The organism is Avibacterium sp. 21-586, from assembly GCF_026226775.1.
Lineage (GTDB): Bacteria > Pseudomonadota > Gammaproteobacteria > Enterobacterales > Pasteurellaceae > Avibacterium.
On sequence record NZ_JAKKOD010000001.1, the window covers coordinates 57,491 to 78,438 of the forward strand.

The 20,948-nt window shown below is 40.6% G+C and carries 18 protein-coding genes; 9 read left to right on the forward strand and 9 right to left on the reverse strand.

The window, feature by feature from the left end; genetic code table 11:
- The first annotated feature begins 5 nt into the window (after positions 1 to 5).
- Positions 6 to 674, forward strand: a complete 669-nt coding sequence (locus tag L5B71_RS00275; protein WP_265756286.1) for a thiol:disulfide interchange protein DsbA/DsbL — start codon at positions 6 to 8, stop codon at positions 672 to 674.
- Entirely contained in the window at positions 671 to 1,363 is a 693-nt protein-coding gene (locus L5B71_RS00280; protein ID WP_265756287.1) for a 5'-methylthioadenosine/adenosylhomocysteine nucleosidase, read from the forward strand. Before L5B71_RS00275 ends, L5B71_RS00280 begins: the two co-directional genes overlap by 4 nt.
- A 68-nt stretch (positions 1,364 to 1,431) precedes the next feature.
- On the opposite strand, the gene uhpC is transcribed toward L5B71_RS00280, so the two are convergent.
- From uhpC to L5B71_RS00325, 9 genes are all read right to left on the reverse strand, one after another.
- Positions 1,432 to 2,706 (reverse strand): MFS transporter family glucose-6-phosphate receptor UhpC, encoded by a 1,275-nt coding sequence (gene uhpC / locus L5B71_RS00285; RefSeq protein WP_265756288.1) that lies wholly within the window; start codon positions 2,704 to 2,706, stop codon positions 1,432 to 1,434.
- Positions 2,706 to 4,214 (reverse strand): signal transduction histidine-protein kinase/phosphatase UhpB, encoded by a 1,509-nt coding sequence (uhpB, locus tag L5B71_RS00290; RefSeq protein ID WP_265756289.1) that lies wholly within the window; start codon positions 4,212 to 4,214, stop codon positions 2,706 to 2,708. Before uhpB ends, uhpC begins: the two co-directional genes overlap by 1 nt.
- A gap of 1 nt (position 4,215) precedes the next feature.
- On the reverse strand, positions 4,216 to 4,818 hold the full coding sequence (uhpA, locus tag L5B71_RS00295) for a transcriptional regulator UhpA (RefSeq protein ID WP_265756290.1): 603 nt from the start codon (positions 4,816 to 4,818) through the stop codon (positions 4,216 to 4,218).
- Positions 4,819 to 4,958: 140 nt separating this feature from the next.
- Positions 4,959 to 6,335, reverse strand: a complete 1,377-nt coding sequence (gene uhpT, locus L5B71_RS00300; RefSeq protein ID WP_265756291.1) for a hexose-6-phosphate:phosphate antiporter — start codon at positions 6,333 to 6,335, stop codon at positions 4,959 to 4,961.
- Positions 6,336 to 6,500: 165 nt separating this feature from the next.
- Positions 6,501 to 7,133: a DUF1919 domain-containing protein gene (locus tag L5B71_RS00305; protein WP_265756293.1), complete on the reverse strand. Its 633-nt coding sequence runs from the start codon at positions 7,131 to 7,133 to the stop codon at positions 6,501 to 6,503.
- A 2-nt stretch (positions 7,134 to 7,135) separates the two neighbouring features.
- Positions 7,136 to 8,383: a multifunctional CCA addition/repair protein gene (locus L5B71_RS00310; protein WP_265756294.1), complete on the reverse strand. Its 1,248-nt coding sequence runs from the start codon at positions 8,381 to 8,383 to the stop codon at positions 7,136 to 7,138.
- 20 nt (positions 8,384 to 8,403) lie between these two features.
- On the reverse strand, positions 8,404 to 9,006 hold the full coding sequence (locus tag L5B71_RS00315) for a TIGR04211 family SH3 domain-containing protein (RefSeq protein WP_265756296.1): 603 nt from the start codon (positions 9,004 to 9,006) through the stop codon (positions 8,404 to 8,406).
- 112 nt (positions 9,007 to 9,118) lie between these two features.
- Positions 9,119 to 10,381 (reverse strand): inorganic phosphate transporter, encoded by a 1,263-nt coding sequence (locus tag L5B71_RS00320; protein ID WP_265756297.1) that lies wholly within the window; start codon positions 10,379 to 10,381, stop codon positions 9,119 to 9,121.
- A gap of 25 nt (positions 10,382 to 10,406) precedes the next feature.
- On the reverse strand, positions 10,407 to 11,087 hold the full coding sequence (locus L5B71_RS00325) for a TIGR00153 family protein (protein WP_265756298.1): 681 nt from the start codon (positions 11,085 to 11,087) through the stop codon (positions 10,407 to 10,409).
- A gap of 148 nt (positions 11,088 to 11,235) precedes the next feature.
- On the opposite strand from L5B71_RS00325, the gene L5B71_RS00330 reads away from it, so the two are divergent.
- The 7 genes from L5B71_RS00330 (at position 11,236) to serS (ending at position 20,901) form a co-directional block, all read left to right on the forward strand.
- Entirely contained in the window at positions 11,236 to 12,348 is a 1,113-nt protein-coding gene (locus tag L5B71_RS00330; protein ID WP_265756300.1) for a CYTH domain-containing protein, read from the forward strand.
- On the forward strand, positions 12,341 to 13,714 hold the full coding sequence (gene radA / locus L5B71_RS00335) for a DNA repair protein RadA (RefSeq protein ID WP_265756301.1): 1,374 nt from the start codon (positions 12,341 to 12,343) through the stop codon (positions 13,712 to 13,714). Before L5B71_RS00330 ends, radA begins: the two co-directional genes overlap by 8 nt.
- 197 nt (positions 13,715 to 13,911) lie before the next feature.
- Positions 13,912 to 14,400 (forward strand): leucine-responsive transcriptional regulator Lrp, encoded by a 489-nt coding sequence (gene lrp / locus L5B71_RS00340; RefSeq protein WP_265756303.1) that lies wholly within the window; start codon positions 13,912 to 13,914, stop codon positions 14,398 to 14,400.
- Positions 14,393 to 17,275, forward strand: a complete 2,883-nt coding sequence (locus L5B71_RS00345; RefSeq protein ID WP_265756304.1) for a DNA translocase FtsK — start codon at positions 14,393 to 14,395, stop codon at positions 17,273 to 17,275. Before lrp ends, L5B71_RS00345 begins: the two co-directional genes overlap by 8 nt.
- A gap of 114 nt (positions 17,276 to 17,389) precedes the next feature.
- On the forward strand, positions 17,390 to 18,010 hold the full coding sequence (gene lolA, locus L5B71_RS00350; protein ID WP_265756305.1) for an outer membrane lipoprotein chaperone LolA: 621 nt from the start codon (positions 17,390 to 17,392) through the stop codon (positions 18,008 to 18,010).
- A 131-nt stretch (positions 18,011 to 18,141) separates the two neighbouring features.
- Positions 18,142 to 19,491 carry a replication-associated recombination protein A gene (locus L5B71_RS00355; protein ID WP_265756306.1) on the forward strand — a complete coding sequence of 450 codons (1,350 nt, stop codon included), beginning with the start codon at positions 18,142 to 18,144 and terminating at the stop codon, positions 19,489 to 19,491.
- 120 nt (positions 19,492 to 19,611) lie between these two features.
- Positions 19,612 to 20,901 (forward strand): serine--tRNA ligase, encoded by a 1,290-nt coding sequence (gene serS / locus L5B71_RS00360; protein WP_265756307.1) that lies wholly within the window; start codon positions 19,612 to 19,614, stop codon positions 20,899 to 20,901.
- Positions 20,902 to 20,948 lie beyond the last annotated feature (47 nt).

Sequence of the window (20,948 nt, forward strand, 5' to 3'; positions counted from 1 at the left end):
ATCTGATGTGGCGATTAATTTTCTTTATCATACAGCTTGGCTTTTTGGGTATGCAAACGGCAAGAGCAGAAGGAGATGTAGCTCCCACTTTACAAATTAATCAATTTGAAGATGGACGAGATTATTTTTCTTATGAAGAGCCCTTAGCTATTCCTACTCGTGCTGATCACAAAATCTTGTTGCAGTTTTTCTTTGATTACGATTGCCGAGTTTGTTCTGTGGCACAGGATATTCTTAATTTATATAGCCAAATTAGTCGTGATAACGTTGTTTTAATTGAAACGCCAGTGGCTACCACAAGAGCGAATTTAACCGCCAATATTTTTTATACGCTGAAAGCAATGAATGCGGAAAATGTGTCGGATTTACTGTTGTTTGAAAGCTCAGAAAAACATCGTTATACCCAATTATCTCGTTTTTCCAATTTGTTAAAATGGCTGCAAGAGCAAAAAATTGATACGGAGCAATTTCGCAAATTATATCATTCAGCAGGCGTGCGTTTACAGGTGCGAGATGCCATTCAACTTACCGAAGATTATGGCGTGTTTACCTATCCTTATTTAATTGTGGAAGGAAAATATGTGCTAACTGCAAGCACGCTTTACAATGATGATTACAGCTTTGCGGTGCTAGATTTTTTAATTAACAAAATATTACAAGAGAAAAAACAATGAAAATCGGAATTGTAGGTGCAATGGCACAAGAGGTGGCTTATTTGTCTGAAAGAATGGAAAATAAAACTACCACGCAAATTGGTGGTGCGACCATTTACCAAGGCACGATTAATGGTAAAAATATAGCCTTATTACAATCGGGTATTGGTAAAGTGGCTGCAGCAATGGGAACAACGGTGCTATTACAGCTGGCAAAACCTGATGTGATTATTAACACCGGCTCGGCAGGCGGCGTGGCGCAAGGGCTAAAAGTTGGCGATGTGGTGATTTCAACTCAAACCGCTCATCACGATGCAGATGTTACCGCATTCGGCTATGAAAAAGGTCAGCTACCAAATTGCCCTGCACGTTTTCATTCTGACGAAAATCTCACCGCACTTGCGCAAAGCGTGGCTACTGCCCAAGGGCAAAAAGTACATAAAGGCTTAATTTGTTCGGGCGATAGTTTTATCCACGGTGGTGAACCCTTAGCACAAATTAAACAAGATTTTACTGATGTAACTGCGGTAGAAATGGAAGCCGCTGCCATTGCCCAAGTGTGCCACGCTTTCAATGTGCCTTTTGTCGTGGTACGCGCAATTTCTGATAGCGGCGATGGCGAAGCCAGTATGTCCTTTGAGGAATTTCTCCCCTTTGCCGCTAAACAATCCTCCTCAATGGTCTTAGCAATGATTGATGCGTTGTCATAATTTAAGCCATAATAGATAGAAATAAGTAATAGCAAGAAGCCTTAGTATTTTTATATGCTAAGGTTTTTTTAATTTTGTGCTTTTAAAAATGGCAATAGCAATAAGGCGATAAGAAAGGCACAGCAAGAAATCACCACAAAAAAACCATTCCAATGGAAATACTGCATTACTACCGCAAGCGGATAGCCTGATAACGCTGCGCCTAAATAAGCAAATAGGCCGATAAATCCTGTGGCTGCACCGGGGGATTTTTTATGTGAACATTCAGCCGCTGCCATTCCGATGAGCATTTGTGGGCCAAATACAAAAAATCCAATAGAAAAAAGCACCGCACTTTGTAAAATAAAGATTTCTTGCACCATTAACCATAATGCCAAAATGGAAAAGAAAATACCAATGGCAAATAATAATGCCATTGGACCACGGTTACTGGAAAATAATTTATCCGATCCCCAACCGGCAACTAATGACCCTAAAATACCACCAATTTCAAATAAAGAAATGGCACTATTAGCAGACACCAAATCGTAATGATATTTTTCGGTTAAATAAATATTTCCCCAGTCATTAATTGCGGTTCTTACAATATAAACAAGGGTATAACTTAGCGCCAAAAGCCAAATATATTTATTTAGGAAAACATAGCGATATAATATTTGTTGCCAAGAAAGATCTTTTCCTTCTTGCTCTTGAATTAATTCTAATTTATCTTTACGCCATTGCCCAATGCTCGGTAAACCAAGAGATTCTGGAGTGCCTCGTAAACGTAGGGCAAGGAATAAGGCGATAAAAATAGTGATGATTCCTGCAATAATAAAGCCATAACGCCAGCTATAATGCAAGGTTACATAACCGATAATGAGTGGAATTAATGCTCCGCCCACGTTGTGAGCCGTATTCCACACCGACCACCAAGCACCTCGCTCTGTGCGTGAATACCAAGTGGTGAGCAATTTAGAACAAGCAGGCCAGCCCCAACCTTGAAACCACGCATTGAGAATCCATAAACTCATAAAAACCAATAATGAACTTGATAACCCAAAGAAAATATTGATGATGCCACTAAAAAATAAGCCAATCGCCATAAAATAGCGAGGGTTACTACGGTCAGAAAATATCCCAGATAAAAATTTAGAAATGCCGTAAGTAATATAAAAGGCTGTAGTCATCATTCCAATATCATTTTTATCAATACCTAAATCAGAAATTAATGCAGGGACGGCATAATTAAAACTTTTTCGTGTAAAATAAAAGCCAGCATAGCCAATATACATCGCAAACATTAAGTGAATGCGCCAATATTGATAACGTTGATTGATTTGTTGTTGTGTTTCTGTACTCATTAATTAATCCAAGGTAATTCTACAAAAATACTTGTGCCACTGTGTTGTTTTGTCCATTTTACAGAATGAATATCAAATTTTCCGCCTAACATTGCAACACGTTCTTTCATTCCTTTTATGCCTAAACCCGTATGATTGAGTTTAGATAGATCAAAACCAATGCCATTGTCTTGAATATGTAACGTGATTTTGTCATCAATGTTCAAATAAATATTGACTTCTGTTGCACCAGAATATTTCTTTATATTATTTAATGCCTCTTGGCATAGGCGATATAAGGTAATTTCAAGTAAATGAGAAAGCACCCTATTTTGAGGGTTGTTACAATGTAAATAAATTTGTGTATTTTGACTCGAAAAATCTAATTCAATAAAAAGATTTTGTAGTGCTTCTTGTAAGTTAAGATCATCTAAAATACGCGGTCGGATTTTATTAATTAATCCTTTAATAGTATCGTAAATATTTAGAGATAATTGCTCAATAATTTGTGAGAGTTTTTCATATTCTGGTGTTTTTCCAATCCGTTTTAAAATGCTTGCTTGCGTTCTAATTGCGGTGATATTTTGTCCAATTTCATCGTGTAATTCTCTTGAAATTTCTTTTCTAATTTCTTCTTCACGATGAATTAATTGTTGGGTTAAATATTGGTTTCTTTTTAATTCTTGGCTTAAATATTGATTTAAATCTCGTTGATGTTGAATCCCTAGGCCAAGGAAAATTCCTGTAATGGTTTGTGCGGAAAGCGTGAGTAATAAATCCGTTAATTCTAAGTTAGAAAAATGATGCGTGGTGCTAATCAGAGCCAAACTGTTTAATAATATCCCGAGTAGCGCTCCTTGCCAGCCATAACGAAAAGCAAGCAAGATAATCGGAATGGATAAGAAAAATAGCGAAAAACGATTAAAAGATTCAGGCAAATCTGTCTGAATATAAATGTTTAAGATAAAGAGTAAAAGATAAATAATGATAGGCTTAAATCTTAAGCTAATTGGTTTTCTAATCAGGCTAGAAGTTAGCGGCAGCCATTTTATTTCAAAAAGGAAATAATAAATTAAATAACAAATAGGAATAATTAGCACTGCACTTGAGAAACTGACCAAAAAGGTAAAATAAAAACTTTCAGTGCGAATAAAATAAAGTGCATTAATTAGGCTGAGTAATGTAATTAATAAACCTTGTAACAATAAGCAGCGTAATTGACTGCCCAAATAGTATTTTTTAAAGATAAGCAATAGTGGAATGTTTAGCAACCCAAGTAAAATAATAGAGAGCGTATTATTTTCAGGGAATGCAATATAGAGTAAGAGTAAAATACTATACTCAGCCAGGTAAATGGCAGTCCAATATTTTATCTTTGTGTGAATGAGTATACCAACGCGTAAGGCAAAAGGAAAAAATAAAAAAGAGAGCACGGGTTCTTCTAATAAATAATTAGAAATAATCCATAAACAAAGATAGGCGGGCGCAACAAAAAACCAGCTATAAATAAAAAAGAAAATTGCGTTCATTTTATACTTTACTATGGAATAACTTTGCCAGTTCAACGTTATTCTTCACATTTAATTTGCTCATTGCATTGGCACGGTGAACGTGGATAGTTTTAATACTCAATGATAACTCTGCTGCAATTTCTTTTACCGTTAGTCCTTTAGCGAGTAATTCACACACTTCTTGTTCACGTTTTGTGAGTTGAGCGAGAGTATTTTTTATTGGCGTATTGACTAATTTTAAGGTGAGTTCTGGCATCAGATAAACGCCACCAGTATAAACCGTTCTGACCGCTTGAATTAATTCATCAGGGCTACAACGTTTGCTTAAATAGCCTTTTGCGCCCAATTCAAGGGCTTTTTTCACCATAAATTCAGAATCGTTTACGCTTAGCATTATGCAATGAATGCCTTGCGGAATATCGGGTAATAATTCCAAACCGCCTTCATCGGGCATAGAAATATCCATAATGCAAACATCAGGTTTTAGGCGTGGCAAATTTTGACGAGTTTCTTTAGCTGAACCAAATTCGCCTACGATCCGCATATCTGGCTCTAAAGAAAGTAGTTGGGAGAAGCCCGAACGCACCACAAGATGATCATCAACTAATACGATATTAATCATTTTTATCCTAGCCATAAGGTATTAAGCAAAGTGGGAGAGCATTGTACCCGAATAAAAAAATTATGCAGTGAAAATCTCACTGCATAATGGTAAAGAATATTAAAAATAAAGTGCGGTGCAAAATTATTGCGTTTTTGCAATTATTGTGCTTTTTTTAGGCGGCGAATTTTCTTCTCTTCAGCAATCGCCACGAAAGCAAGCAACACCATACACACAATCGCAGAAGTATTTAACGCGGCAAATGTTCCTGCCCAGCCGGTTAAGCCGAAAATTGGTGTGCCATCTGCAATCATTCCTAAGCCTAATTTTGCAAAGCTATCACCAATTAAGTAAGCAAATGTGCCTTTCACACCGTCAGCAACGGCAATCGCCTTTTTTGGTACGAAACCGACTGCCGCAACGCCGATTAATAATTGTGGCCCGAATACCAAGAATCCTAGTACGAATAATGAAATTAAATACATATATTCGTTGGTAGCAAATTGATAAAACTCAAGAGTGAACACGATTAAGATTAAGGCAACACAAGCGGTTAAACCACGTCTGCCGTTGGCTAAATCAGATAAGAAGCCCCACAAGAAGGTACCAACTAATGCACCTACTTCAAAGAGGGCAAAGCCAGAAATCGCAGCATCTTTTGAGAACCCAAGTTCTTGGTAAGCATAAACTGGCGACCACTGATCGATCCCGATTCGCACGATATAAAGGAAAATATTGGCAAAGCAAAGTAACCAAATCACTTTATTTTTCAAAATATAACGCACGAAAATTTGCCATTTAGTGAGCTGATTTTCTTCTGCATCACGATCTTCTTCACTGATTTCTTCACCAAATAATTCCTCCGCTGAGCCAAGCCCATAAGCTTCTGGGGAATCTGAACCATAGCGTAATCCCACAAATCCTACAATTAACGCGATGATAGAAGGGAAGATGAACATTCCGATAACGTGTCCGTCAAATAACACGTTTGCACCGAATAAGGCGACCCCCGCAGCGGCTGCACCGCCGACGTTGTGCGATAAATTCCAGAAGCCAAGGAATGAACCACGTTTTTTGCGTGGTGTCCATTTAGTAATGGTGGAATAGCTTGATGAACCGCCAGTACTTTGGAAAAAACCACTGAGTGCATAAAAAGCAATCATTAAAAATAGCGCCACACTGCCTCCACCCATACTGGCACTGAAACCAAGCATACAAAGCGCGGAAAGGATCAGCATAAACGGCACGAATTGTTTGGTGTTTTTTCCATCAGCATAGTAGGATACGAGCGTTTTACCAATCCCGTAAGCTACAGAAAAGCCAAGACCGATCATTCCCAGCTGGGTTTTGGTTAGCCCATAGGTTTCGATCATATCATTTTGCGCAACGTTAAAATTCTTACGAATTAAATACATCGCCATATAACCGATAAACACCACCAAATAAGATTGCATAAAGGGTTTAAACCACATTTTGCGTCTTTCTTCCACAGGAAGATTTAGCACAGGTTTACGTACCTGTTGTAAAAATTTGAACATAATTTCCTCAATTAAAAAATGAAAGTGCGGTCAAATTTTAATGAGATTTTGCTCTTCTGCCTTGAGATGAGCACTTAGATGATTTAGGAAAATTTCCTAGTTTTGCAGGATTTTGGGAATTTTTGTGAGATAGATCACATTCTTGGCTAAGCGTTATGCAATGATTTAGTGCCTATCTTGATTATTAAACCATCTCACATAATCAAACTGATCATAATAGCGTTTGCCAAGCCAGCTAGAATAGGCAAAAAGATCACCGACACAATCTTGCTGTTCAAAGCCTTGAATATAAAAAGCGGAGCGGAATTCGGGATAAGGTTTGTGGGTGAATACCACTTTGTTTTTGTAAGGCAAGGTGTCAAAATCGTTGAGCTCTTGTTCTGTGCAGCCATCACGATCGGTCATAATGATAAAAAGATTATCAAGATCAATACGTTGTGAACGCTGTTGCCATTTTTCTTGAGCTTGTTGTGCATTGACATAATGCACAAAATGGATTTTTATATCATCTAAATAAGCTACAGGGTAGGGTTTATCGTTATTCTCTACAAATTTTAATGGTTGCTGCTGATAGTGTTCAATGTGTTGCAAATAACGAATGAAATCTTGTGGCTCAAGGTATAAATTCACAAAGGGCGAATTAAACGGCTGCCCTAAATCGTGTAGCATAAATGTCCCGTTACAATTACTGGCTAATACGCTCATTCCCTTATTTTTCAATCTGTTACGAAGTTTAGGATTAATGAAAAGCTTGCGCATTATCGCGCTCATTTTAGTTTTGATGAAAGAAAATAACATTATCAATCCTTTAACCGTTGTTTTTCTTGTTCAATGGCTTTTTGGCGGCGGCGGTTTAATTCTTCGCGGATTTTTTCTTTTTGAAATCCGTCAGTAATCACTTGTTGCACATCAACTTGTAATGCGGCTTGGTACAGTTTGAGCAGAAACTCCGATTGCGGGTAATCTACTTGTTCAAAACCTGTGCGGCCTTTGGCATCGGCGGTGCAAACAAGGAGCAGTTCTTTGAAACGTTCTGGTTTACGCCACACATCGAGCTGATTGAATAATTTGATAATAGTCGCAGGGTGTAGCTCAAAAGCGCGGTGGACATTAGTATGCGTTTCGCAAACAAGACACGCCAGTTCTTTAATGTAGCTTGGCACTTTTAACCGATTGCAAAGATTGCGTGTTGGCGCTATGCCTTTTTGTTCGTGGCCAAAATGGCGTGGCAGCAGATCTTTTGGTGTGAGCGCTTTGCCAAGATCGTGGCAAATTGCCGCAAAACGCACCGCACTTTTTTGTTGTGCAGGGCTATTTCCCGTCAGCTTTGCGGCTTGTTGCAATACCAGCATTGTGTGAATAAAACTATCCACTTCAGGATGATGTTGCACGGGATTTGGCACACCGTAAAGGGCGTTAAGCTCAGGGAGAAGAGAAGCTAATGCGTTGATTTTCCTTAAAATATCAAAATAAATTTCAGGATTTGGTGTTTGTAAGGCTTTTTCTGTTTCTAACCAAACACGTTCTGCCGTGAGATGCTCAAGCTCGCCTGATTTAGTGATTTGTTTCATTAAGGCAAAGGTTTCCGGCGCAATTTGAAAGCCTAAATAATGATAACGTGCGGCAAAACGTGCCACTCTTAACACTCGCAAAGGATCTTCGGCAAAAGCAGGGGAGATATGGCGGAGTAGGCGATTGTTCAGATCATTGATGCCACCATAAGGATCGTGCAACTTGCCTTGGCTGTCTTGTGCAATGGCGTTAATGGTGAGATCACGACGGATCAGATCTTGTTCCAAACTAATGTCGGGGCTGAAATCGCACACAAAACCGGTGTAACCCACGCCCGCTTTTTTTTCTGTGCGTGCGAGGGCATATTCTTCTTTATTTTTGGGATCAAGAAAAACGGGAAAATCTTTCCCAACTTGAATATAGCCTTGTTGCAATAGTTGCTCTGGTGTTGCGCCAATCACCACCCAATCTTTGTCTTTAACAGGGAGATTGAGCAGCTTGTCGCGCACTGCTCCGCCAACTAAATAAATGTCCATTTTGTTGCTAAATGGGTTGGTTATGCCCAGCCATCACGGCGGCGACGTTTTGGCATAATGAAAGGTAAGATTAAGCCAAGTAGCAAACCGACACCTAGCACTGAACCGCCATAAATAAACCATTGGATCGCAATTTCACGTTTGCCTGCATCAAGCATTGCTTCTAAATCACGGTTTTTATTTTTGGTGATTTCAAGTTCACGGTTGAGCTGTGAATTTTGTTCTAATAATTGGCTGCTTTGTTGTTCCGCTTGTTTGGTACGGCGCTGCATTTCGCTGGTGCGCTGTTGCCAATCACTATCTAATTGATTGAGTTTTAAGGTGAGTTCCTCAATTTTTGCTTTTAATCTTGGATTTTCATCTTTACTACTAGGAGTGCTCGAAAGTTCTGACGTTAAGATCCATGCTTCACGATTTTTGCTATCGCGAATGAGCGTATAGCGATCTTTGTGGTTTAGTACGGTTACTGGCTCACCTGAACGAATCGCACCTGCAATTTTAAATTGATCTCCCGCGCCTTTGCGTAAAAAGGTGGAAAGATTTTCTGTTACATAACGGGTTTCCGCGTGTGCGAATGGCATAGAAAGAAAGAATAAAAACAAGATCTTAGTAATTTTTTGCATTACAACACCTTAAAAAATGGACAATAAAAAAGTGCGGTAAATTGTACCGCACTTTCTTTCATTCACAAAATCTTTGTCTTATTTTGTGTGGTTTTTCTATGGCTTACGCAATTTAGATAAAAATGGCGTGCAACACATAATAAATTAAAATTGCAAAGAATGCGCCAGCTGGTAAGGTAATTACCCAAGAGGCAATAATGTTGCGAATTACAGTAAGGTTTAATGCAGCAATACCCCGAGCAAAACCAATACCTAGAATTGCACCAACAAGGGTTTGTGTGGTGGAAATGGGTAACCCTGTACCTGAGGCGAGAACCACTGTGGTTGCAGTTGCAAATTCAGCGGAGAAACCACGGCTTGGGGTAAGATCGGTGATTCCCGTACCAATTGTAGCCATTACTTTATACCCCATTACAATCAAGCCAAGAGCGATACCTACAGCCCCTAAAGGTAAAATCCACCATGCCAAAGCGCTTTTAGCCATAATCTCGCCATTATTTTGCACGATAGAGACTACTGCTGAAAGTGGGCCAATTGCATTTGCTACATCATTAGAGCCATGGGCAAAAGCCATAGAACATGCCGTGAGTAACATCAAAATACTGAATACTTTCTCTACAGCCCCAAAAGTACCAGATTCCACGGTTTGGCGAAATCGCTCACTACGAAAATAAATATTACTCGCAAGTATTGAGACTATGCTTAAACTTAGGGAGATAAAGAAGGTTTCTGTACCAGTTAAATGTAAACCAACGTGTTTTAAACCTTTAACCATTGTTACAATAGACAAAATGAAGATAGTTACGCCCATATAAAATGGCCCATATTTTTTTGCATTCTCAAATGGTTTTTCGGTATCAAAAATGAGTTTTTGGGTACTTAAAAAAATACCGTAAGCAACAAGACCTGCAATAACAGGAGTAATAAACCAACTTCCTACAATATTGCGAATGGCAGTCCAATCAATAGAGTTTGGTCCAACAGTAATTAAGCCAAAACCAACAATTGCACCAATGATTGTGTGCGTTGTTGAGACAGGCCATCCCATTTTGGAGGCGATCAATAGCCATATTCCAGCGGAAAATAGCGCCGCCATCATACCTAGTGCTAAGATTTCTGGGGTTGCGCTGTATTCCATCGCATTTAATACACCACTCTTAATCGTTTCGGTCACTTCCCCACCTGCTAGATATGCACCAGCAGACTCAAAAATCATCGCAATAATAATGGCTTTTTTAGCAGTGATCGTGCCTGAACCTACAGATGTTCCCATTGCATTTGAAACATCATTTGCCCCAACACCAAATGCCATAAAAAAGCTAAAGGCTGCAGTAATAATCACTAGCAAAGTGCCATATTGTTGAATAATTTCCATAGTATCTTTCCTATGTTGATTGCAATTACGAACGAGCCAGCATTAATTCAATGCGAGAGCCTACACGTTGTGCCTGATCTGCCAGAACACCAATCCACTCGAGGATTTTGTATAAAAACATTGCATCAATAGGGTTAAACTGATCTTCTATCGAACGTAGAATTAAACGTAATTTAATTTGCATCTGATCTGTATCATCTTCGATATCATCAAGTGTCTGGATCATTCTGCTGACAAATTGTACTTCACGTCCCTTAAAACCTGTTTCTAGTAATCCATCCATTTCATCAATGACAAGGTGGGCTTGCTCGGCTGCATCAATACTGCGAGCGACATATTTCATAAAATCATCTTGCATTTCTGGTGGAAATGAACATTGGCGACCGATCATTCGGCCCGCAATGTCTTTAGCATAGTTTGCCAATTTATCTTGCTGAGTGACAAGTTCCAATAAATCTGTTCGTTCAATAGGCATAAATAAACCACGTGGTAGCTTTAGACGAATTTCGCGTTTTAAGCTATCCGCTTGTCGTTCGGTATCGGAAATTTTTTTACGTAATTTCTCGGCATTTTTCCAATCACCTTGGAAAGTGGCTTCAAAAAAAGGAATGAGATATTTACAACAATCAGTAACCTTAGCGGAATGACGAGCTAAAGGTTTTAAAGGCGAATGGGCAAATAATCCTAAAATATTATTTACAGCCATAAGATAACTCCTTCTTGGGATAAGTTAATAGATTCGAGCACATACTAGTCTGTATGCGGACGTAAAATACACTATATTTCATCGAAAAAACAAGGAATTTATTAGATAATATGAAAAAACTTGATTAAGGTTGGGAGGAATAGACAAAATGAGTACAGAAATTGAATTAAAACTACTAATTCCACAATTTGGCTTAAATTCATTCAAGCAAAATTTGCTGAAAAATGCACCGCACTTTCATCAGCAGGTATTTTTAGGCAATACTTATTACGATACGGCAGATAAATTTTTTGCTCAGCACCAAATGGGCTTGCGTGTGCGCAAAGAAAATCAACAATTTACTTTAACCTTAAAAACCAAAGGAAATGCCATTGGTGGGTTGCATATTCGCCCTGAATATAATTTGTCGCAGCAAAATGAAACACCAGATTTGGCACAATTAGTGGAAAACTATGATCTCGATCCCAGTTGGAAATCGCTTTCATTACAGCCTGTTTTTGCTACTGATTTTGCACGAGAAATCTTTCTTATTCGCCCTGAGTTTTCTCCAGAAACAGTAGAAATTGAGGTCGCACTTGATCAGGGCAAGATTTTGGCTTGTGATAAACAGGCGGAAATTTGCGAAGTGGAATTTGAGTTAAAGCAAGGTAAGGTCTCGGACTTACTCGATTATGTGCGATCTTTGCCATTGGAAAATAGCGTGCGATTGAGTGCTATTAGCAAAGCACAACGAGGTTATGCCTTGGCAGAAAATCGTCAGCCTAAAGCTCAAAATTGGTTAGATAAATGGCGTGATTTTTTAGATTTCACCCAAAGTGCGGGCAATTTTTCGCAAAAATTAACCGCACTTTTCCAGCTTGAACAAGGTCTAATTGAAGAAACCTTTGCCTTAGGGCAAGCTTATTTTGCAGAGGATTTTTTACGCACGGTGGAGCGTATCGGTGCATTCTTCAATCTTTATCATTTTTATACGGAAAATGGCAATTTGTTGGAAAATGCCTTTAATCAACAAGGTTTAAGCGAAGCGCTTAAAACAGATTGGCTGGCTTTGGTGGAAAGTAGTCAGCAATGTTTGGCAGAATGTAAACAGCTGATTGCACTGCATAGCGAAACAAAAAATAACGCCGAAGTGATCGCGCAATTATTTGATTTATTGCAATCGGCATTTTATTTACAACGAATGTTAAATTTGATTTCGCTCACTTATTTTGAGGTGGATGAAGAAGCAAATTTGGAAAATTTGGAGATGAACAATGGCTAAAGCAAAAACCGCCTTTGTATGTAACGATTGCGGTGCGGAATATGCCCGCTGGCAAGGACAGTGTAATGCCTGTAAGGCGTGGAACACCATTACGGAAATTCGCCTTGCCCCAGCCAAAGCAAGCCGAGCCGATCGCTTCAGTGGTTATGCAGGGGAAACGCAGGCAAAAATCCAAACCTTAGCAGAAATCAGCTTGCAAGAAGTTCCTCGTTTTCACAGCGGATTTTATGAGCTTGATCGCGTATTAGGCGGGGGGATCGTGCCGGGCAGTGCCATTTTAATTGGCGGACACCCAGGGGCAGGGAAAAGTACCTTATTATTACAAGTGATGTGTGGTTTAGCACAAAATATGACCGCACTTTATGTTACGGGCGAAGAATCCTTGCAACAGGTGGCAATGCGCGCCAATCGTCTTGGGCTGCCGACAGATCGGCTGAATATGTTGTCAGAAACCTCTGTAGAGCAAATTTGTCATCTGGCCGATCAGCTTAAACCACAAATCATCGTGGTGGATTCCATTCAAGTGATGCACCTTGCGGATATTCAGTCTTCCCCTGGTAGTGTTTCCCAAGTGCGCGAATGTGCGGCCTTTTTAACCCGTTATGCGAAAACCCGCCAAGTGTCTATCGTAATGGTGGGACACGTTACCAAAGACGGCACACTAGCAGGGCCAAAAGTGCTAGAACACGCCATTGACTGTTCATTGTTATTAGAGGGCGAAGCAGACAGCCGTTTCCGCACATTACGTAGCCATAAAAACCGTTTTGGCGCTGTGAATGAACTCGGCGTGTTTGCGATGACAGAACAAGGCTTGCGCGAAGTGAAAAATCCTTCCGCCATTTTCTTAAGCCGTGGCGAAGAAGATACCGCAGGCAGTTCCGTAATGGTGTTATGGGAAGGTACGCGCCCGTTATTGGTGGAAATTCAAGCCTTGGTAGATCACTCAATGTTGGCAAATCCAAGACGTGTCGCAGTGGGGCTTGAGCAAAACCGTCTTGCTTTATTGTTAGCTGTATTGCATCGCCACGGCGGCTTGCAAATGTCCGATCAAGATGTTTTCGTGAATGTGGTCGGCGGCGTGAAAGTGAGCGAAACCAGCGCCGATCTTGCCTTATTACTGGCGTTGATTTCCAGTTTCCGCAATCGTCCATTGCCAAAAGATTTGGTGGTATTTGGTGAAGTGGGGCTAGCAGGGGAAATTCGCCCTGTACCAAGTGGGCAAGAACGTATTTCTGAAGCGGCAAAACACGGCTTTACCCGCGCCATTGTGCCATTTGCCAATAAGCCAAAAAGTGCGATGAAAACTATGCAAGTTTTCACGGTGAGGAAACTTACCGATGCGTTGAGTATTTTAGATAACCTATAGCTTATATTTATTTGGTAAACGTAAATCAAAAAGTGATAGGGTAAGTAAAGAAAGAGAGGGAAAATTTACTTCTCTTTCCTTTTGTGTTTCGCTTAAAAACAGAGATTTTCAATTATAAAATTTTATTTTTTAGTGTAGACTTAGCGATTATTTCTGTTTTGGGCGACTATAATTGCTTATTTTGAGTGGAAAATTTTATGGAAAAAAAATTATCTAAAGCACTTGATGCCATCGATATAAAAATTCTTAGTGAATTGCAACGTAATGGCAAAATCTCCAATATTGATTTGTCAAAAAAAGTGGGATTGTCGCCTACGCCTTGCTTGGAACGTGTAAAGCGTTTGGAGAAACAAGGGGTAATTATGGGGTATCGAGCTTTGCTTAATCCTGAATTGCTCGATTCGCCATTGTTAGTCATTGTAGAAATTACCCTTGTGCGAGGTAAACCCGATGTATTTGAAGAGTTTAATGATGCAGTGCAACAACTTGATGAAATTCAAGAATGCCATTTAGTGTCGGGTGATTTTGATTATTTACTCAAAACCCGTGTTGCGGATATGGCAGCATACCGCAAATTGCTTGGCACAACCTTATTGCGTTTGCCCGGTGTGAATGATACGCGTACCTATGTGGTAATGGAAGAAGTTAAACAAACCAATTTTTTACAACTAAAACAAGATGATTAAACAAATAACTGCAAAATTAACTCCACAAGATTACTTGACTGAAATTGGTTTAGTTATCATTTCATTATTCGGATTTTATCTGATTATTGCGTGGTCAAGTTACAGCCCTTTTGATAATACCTGGGCGGTGTCTTCCTCACAGCCAGAAACGATCAATAAAGCTGGTGCATTAGGTGCTTGGCTTATTGGCTTATTTTTTACCTTATTTGGGCATATTGGGAATTTAGTCCCTTTCGCGCTTTTGGGACTGCCAATTTATTTTCTTAAAAACAAGGGGTTCAAGCATTTTAGCTGGATTAAATTGATATGGCGATGGTTAGGAAGTGTACTGCTCTGTTGTGGCCTTTGTAGCTTAGCAACACTAGTTTTATCCGATACCGTTTCTTATTTAGCTGGGGGCGTGCTTGGCGGTAGTTTAGTGATGTGGCTTTATCCGATTTTGGGTAAAACTGGCTTAATTTTGACCGCGCTATTAGCTACGATTATCGGATTTGTACTATGTTCTGGTAAAGCTTTAATCTTATTGGTAATGAACTTTTACCATTGGGTTACTATGAATGAAAGAGATTCTACATATCATCAACCTTGTGATGAGACAGATGAATTGAATCAGCCTGCATCGCCATTAGAAGAAATTATTATTCAGCAATCTCAATTTCATACTAATGCACAAGATGAGGAACAAAAAGCCAGTAATGCTAAAGAGCCAAGTTTTATTAATATTAATGGATTGAGTGCATTAACTGATGATACCAAGCAAGCTGAAGAACAGGCTCAACCATTAAATGCTCCTATTACACATTCAATCAATGTAACGCACAGTGCTACAGTTGAAAAGGGGGGATCAGAAAATGGCTTTTTTGATCCAAATAAGATGGAAGGATTCTCTGATTATGGTGTAATAGAAGATCAGGCTTTACCAAATGTAACCCTGATTCAGGGAGAGCAGGAAATTGCAAAACAAAGCCAACCAAGTATAATTCCAATGGAATTGTCCGTATCACATTTGGGCAATAAAACAGATGATTTTACAAGTGCGGAGTATTTTTCTGCAGAATTTTCTCCAACGGAACAAGAACCCAAATTAACCGTTTCCATTCCTGAACATTCACTGGAACGTCATTTTGAAGCAGAAAACTCGGTAGAGCAAGATAATGAAATGGACGAATTAACTCGTCAATTTGCTGAACAAGAAGCACAACGCTTGGCTGAAATGCAACAGCGTGCAAAGGAAATCAATGCCGAAGACGCCTTAGCGCATATTTTTGCAGAGCAAAACCCAACGCAATCAACGGCAAGTCAGCCGACTGAAAGCCAGCCAACTTACAAGCCTTATGGTGATTTCTTAATCCATCCAGCCTTACAAAAGCAGGTGAAAAAAGCGGAAAAACCCACCACGCCATTGCCAAGTTTAGATTTATTGGATAAACGTGAAGTGGAAGAACAAAATATCACGCGCGAGGAAATCTTAGAAACCTCGCAACGCATTGAACAACAATTACGCAACTTCAATGTAAAAGCGAGTGTGAAAGATGTGTTGGTTGGGCCAGTGGTAACACGTTATGAATTGGAATTGCAACCGGGTGTGAAAGCGTCCAAAGTCACCAATATTGATACGGATTTGGCGCGCGCCTTGATGTTCCGCTCAATTCGTGTGGCAGAAGTAATTCCCGGCAAGCCTTATATCGGTATTGAAACACCAAATTTACACCGACAAATGGTACCACTGCGTGATGTGCTAGACAGCCCTGCTTTCCGTGAGTCAAAATCCTTGCTTTCAATGGCGCTAGGAAAAGACATTAGCGGTAATCCTGTAATTGTGGATCTAGCAAAAATGCCCCATTTATTGGTGGCTGGTTCAACAGGTTCAGGGAAATCTGTTGGTGTGAATACGATGATTTTAAGCTTGCTTTTCAGAGTAAAACCTGAAGAAGTTAAGTTTATTATGATCGATCCGAAGGTCGTCGAACTTTCCATTTATAACGACATTCCTCATTTGCTTACTGAAGTGGTAACTGATATGAAAAAAGCCGCCAATGCACTACGTTGGTGTGTGGATGAAATGGAGCGCCGCTACCAATTATTATCCGCCTTGCGTGTGCGTAATATTGAGGGCTATAACGAAAAAATTGATGAATATAACGCAATGGGAATGCCAATTCCAAATCCCATTTGGCGCCCAGGCGACACGATGGACGCAATGCCGCCAGCACTCGAAAAACTCAGTTATATTGTCGTGATTGTTGATGAGTTTGCCGATTTAATGATGGTAGCAGGCAAGCAAATTGAAGAACTCATTGCACGTCTTGCTCAAAAAGCCCGAGCTATTGGCATTCACTTGATTTTGGCAACTCAACGCCCTTCTGTGGACGTGATTACTGGCTTGATCAAAGCCAATATTCCAAGCCGTATTGCCTTTACCGTGGCGAGTAAAATTGATTCACGCACCATTCTTGATCAAGGCGGTGCAGAAACCCTGCTAGGCCGTGGGGATATGCTTTATTCAGGGCAAGGATCTTCCGATTTAATCCGTGTTCACGGCGCATTTATGAGCGATGACGAAGTAGCGCGCGTGGCCGATGACTGGCGTGCAAGGGGTAAACCGGATTATATTGACGGTATTCTAGACAGTGCTGATGAAGAAGAAGGAGAGGTGGCGCGCAGTGGTGATGACGGCGATCTTGATGATCTGTTTGATGAAGTGATGAATTTCGTGATCGAAACTGGCACAACCTCTGCTTCGTCAATTCAGCGCCGTTTTCGGGTCGGCTTTAACCGTGCAGCACGCATTATGGATCAGCTGGAAGAGCAAGGCATTGTTTCACCACTACAAAATGGCAAGCGTGAAATTTTAGCCCGCCGTTCGGATTATTAGTTTAATCTTTCGGCGAATTACAGGGCTAAGCACAAGGAAAATGCAACAAATGGGAAATTTTATTGTCTGATTAACACAAGGATTTTCCATTATTTTAGGATTTAAGGAACGTTTATGAAAAAAATTGTAGTAAAAATGACCGCTCTTTTATGTTTAGGCTTAAGCCAAATGGCTTGGGCTGATGCCGTGAGTGAATTACAAGCGCGCCTTAACAAAGTAGACGTGCTAAGTGCAGATTATGTGCAAAAAGTGAGTGATGCTAAAGGCAAAGAAATTCAACAAGGCAAAGGCAAACTTCGCATTAAACGCCCAAATTTATTCAGAATGGATAACCAAGCTCCGCAAGAAAGCCAAATTGTGTCAGACGGCAAAACCCTGTGGTTCTATGATCCTTTTGTGCAACAGGTTACGGCAAGCTGGGTATCTGAAGCGGTGAATAATACACCATTTGTGTTGCTTACCAGTAACGACCAAGCACAATGGAAAAAATATACCGTAGCGCAATCAGTGGATACCTTTACCCTTAAACCAAAATCTGCGAAGAGTAATATTAAACAATTCAATATTCGCATTGATGCTGATGGCGTGCTAAAAAATTTCAGTACCACAGAAAAAGACGGGCAAACCAATTTATACTTATTGCGTAATATCACCAACCAACCGTTGGCGGATAATTTGTTCAAATTCAGCGTGCCAAAAGGGGCGGAGCTGGACGATCAGCGCAAGAAAAAGTAATAAAAAATCACCGCACTTTAAGGGGCTGTTGATAGCTCAAAGGTAAAATGAATTATCAACAGACCCTAAGGCTAAATGGTTTACAATTTAGCCTTATTTTTTCCTGAAATTATCCACATACGAGAGAAAAAATGCCCAATCTTGCTTTTGATTTTGCTGAAAATGATTCCCGCCCTTTAGCGGCGAGAATGCGCCCAACCCATTTAGACGAATATTACGGACAGAGCCATTTAATTGGCGTGGGTAAACCATTACGCAAAGCCATTGAAGCAGGGCATATTCACTCAATGATTTTATGGGGACCACCCGGTACGGGCAAAACCACCTTGGCAGAAATTATTGCACAACGTATTAATGCACAAGTGGAACGGATTTCAGCAGTAACAGGTGGCGTAAAGGAAATTCGTGAAGCCATTGAACGCGCCAAACAAAATCAGCTTGCAGGGCAGCGAACCATTTTATTTGTGGATGAAGTGCATCGTTTCAACAAAAGCCAGCAAGATGCCTTTCTGCCTTATATCGAAGACGGTACGGTGATTTTTATTGGCGCAACCACCGAAAATCCCTCCTTTGAACTGAATAACGCCTTGCTTTCGCGGGCGCGCGTGTATGTGCTGAAATCCTTAACCGCGCAAGAAATTGAACAAGTTTTACAGCGTGCTATTAATGATAAAGAAAAAGGGCTAGGCAACCTTGATTTAAGCGTAGAAGACAATTTGCTCTCAATGCTGGCGGAATATGTCAATGGCGATGCGCGCCTCGCATTAAATAGCCTTGAATTAATGGCGGATATGGCGGAAGAAGGAAAAAATGGCAAATTTTTGCACCGCACTTTATTAACGGAAGTATTGGGCGAACGGCAAGCGCGTTTTGATAAACAAGGTGATCGCTTCTATGATCTTATTTCTGCCTTGCATAAATCTGTGCGTGGCTCAGCGCCTGATGCAGCGTTGTATTGGTATGCACGCATTTTAACCGCTGGTGGCGATCCCCTTTATGTAGCGCGCCGTTTATTGGCGATAGCATCAGAAGATGTGGGCAATGCCGATCCGCGCGCAATGCAGGTGGCGATTGCTGCTTGGGATTGCTTCACACGCGTGGGCGCAGCAGAAGGGGAACGAGCGATTGCACAAGCCATTGTTTACTTAGCCGTTGCACCAAAAAGCAATGCGGTGTATCAAGCTTTCAAAGCCGCGAAAAAGCAAGCCTTAGAAAGCCCTGATTATGACGTGCCAGAGCATTTACGCAACGCGCCAACTCATTTGATGAAAGAACTCGGCTATGGCGCAGAATATCGTTATGCACACAATGAAGAAAATGCTTACGCCGCAGGGGAAAATTATTTCCCCGAACCGCTGAAAGATACCCAATATTATTTCCCTGTCGCTCGGGGAATGGAAATTCAAATTCGCGAAAAATTAGAAAAACTTCGCCAACTTGACCAACAAAGCACAACTATCCGTTATAAATCTGGTAAGTAGTTTTGGCGCGGTTGAACACTCAAATGCGAAATGAATGATCAACAGACCCTAGTTTATTTTTTTTATCCGATCTAAAATGGAACAGTTTTTTGAGCATATTTATTTTCTAAAGGTAACAAAATGATCGATGCAAATTTATTACGCAATAATCTTGCGGAAGTGGTGGAAAAATTAAAAGTAAGACGTGGCTTTGAGCTAGACGTGGCGCGAATCACAGAATTAGAAGAACAACGCAAAGCCCTGCAAGTTAAAACCGAAACCTTACAAGCAGAGCGTAATGCGCGCTCAAAAGCCATTGGCGCGGCAAAAGCACGCGGCGAAGACATTGAGCCATTATTGGCCGAAGTGGATAATATGGGTATTGAATTAAGTATGGCAAAAAGCCAACTTGATGATGTGCAAGCGGATCTGCAAGAAATTGCCCTTAGCATTCCCAATATTCCCGCAGATGAAGTGCCACTAGGCAACGATGAAAACGACAATGTGGAAATTTCTCGTTGGGGTGAGCCAAGAACCTTTGATTTTGAAGTGAAAGATCACGTTACCTTAGGTGAGCATTGGCAAGGGTTAGACTTTGCCGCAGGGGTAAAATTAAGCGGTGCGCGTTTTGTGGTAATGAAAGGACAAATTGCCAAAATGCACCGTGCGCTAGCGCAATTTATGCTGGATTTACATACCGAACAACACGGTTATAGCGAAACCTATGTACCTTATTTAGTTAATCACGCCACCCTTTATGGCACAGGACAACTGCCAAAATTTGGTGAAGATTTATTTCACACCAAACCGCTAGAAGGGGAGCAACCTTACGCCTTAATCCCAACGGCGGAAGTGCCAGTTACCAACCTTGTGCGTGATGAAATTTTAGACCAAGCGGAACTGCCAATTAAAATGACCGCACATACCCCTTGTTTTCGTTCAGAAGCGGGATCTTATGGACGTGATACCCGTGGTTTGATCCGTATGCACCAATTCGACAAAGTAGAAATGGTACAAATCGTAGAGCCAGAAAAATCAATGGAAGCGTTGGAAGAACTTACTGGCCACGCGGAAAAAGTGTTGCAGTTGTTAAATCTGCCTTATCGTAAAGTGTTGCTATGTACGGGCGATATGAGCTTTGGCTCAACCAAAACTTACGATTTAGAAGTTTGGGTGCCAGCACAAAATACTTATCGCGAAATTTCTTCTTGCTCAAATATGTGGGATTTCCAAGCACGCCGAATGCAGGCTCGTTATCGTGTGAAAGGGGAGAAAAAACCACGCCTTGTTCACACCCTAAATGGCTCAGGTTTAGCCGTTGGCCGCACCCTTGTTGCCGTGCTTGAAAACTACCAAAACGCAGACGGCAGCATCACTGTGCCAGAGGTGTTACGTCCATATATGGGCGGCTTGGAAGTGATTGGCAATTAAATGAAATGAAAGAGCTGTGCGGTATTTTTCAGTGCAGCTCTTTGCTA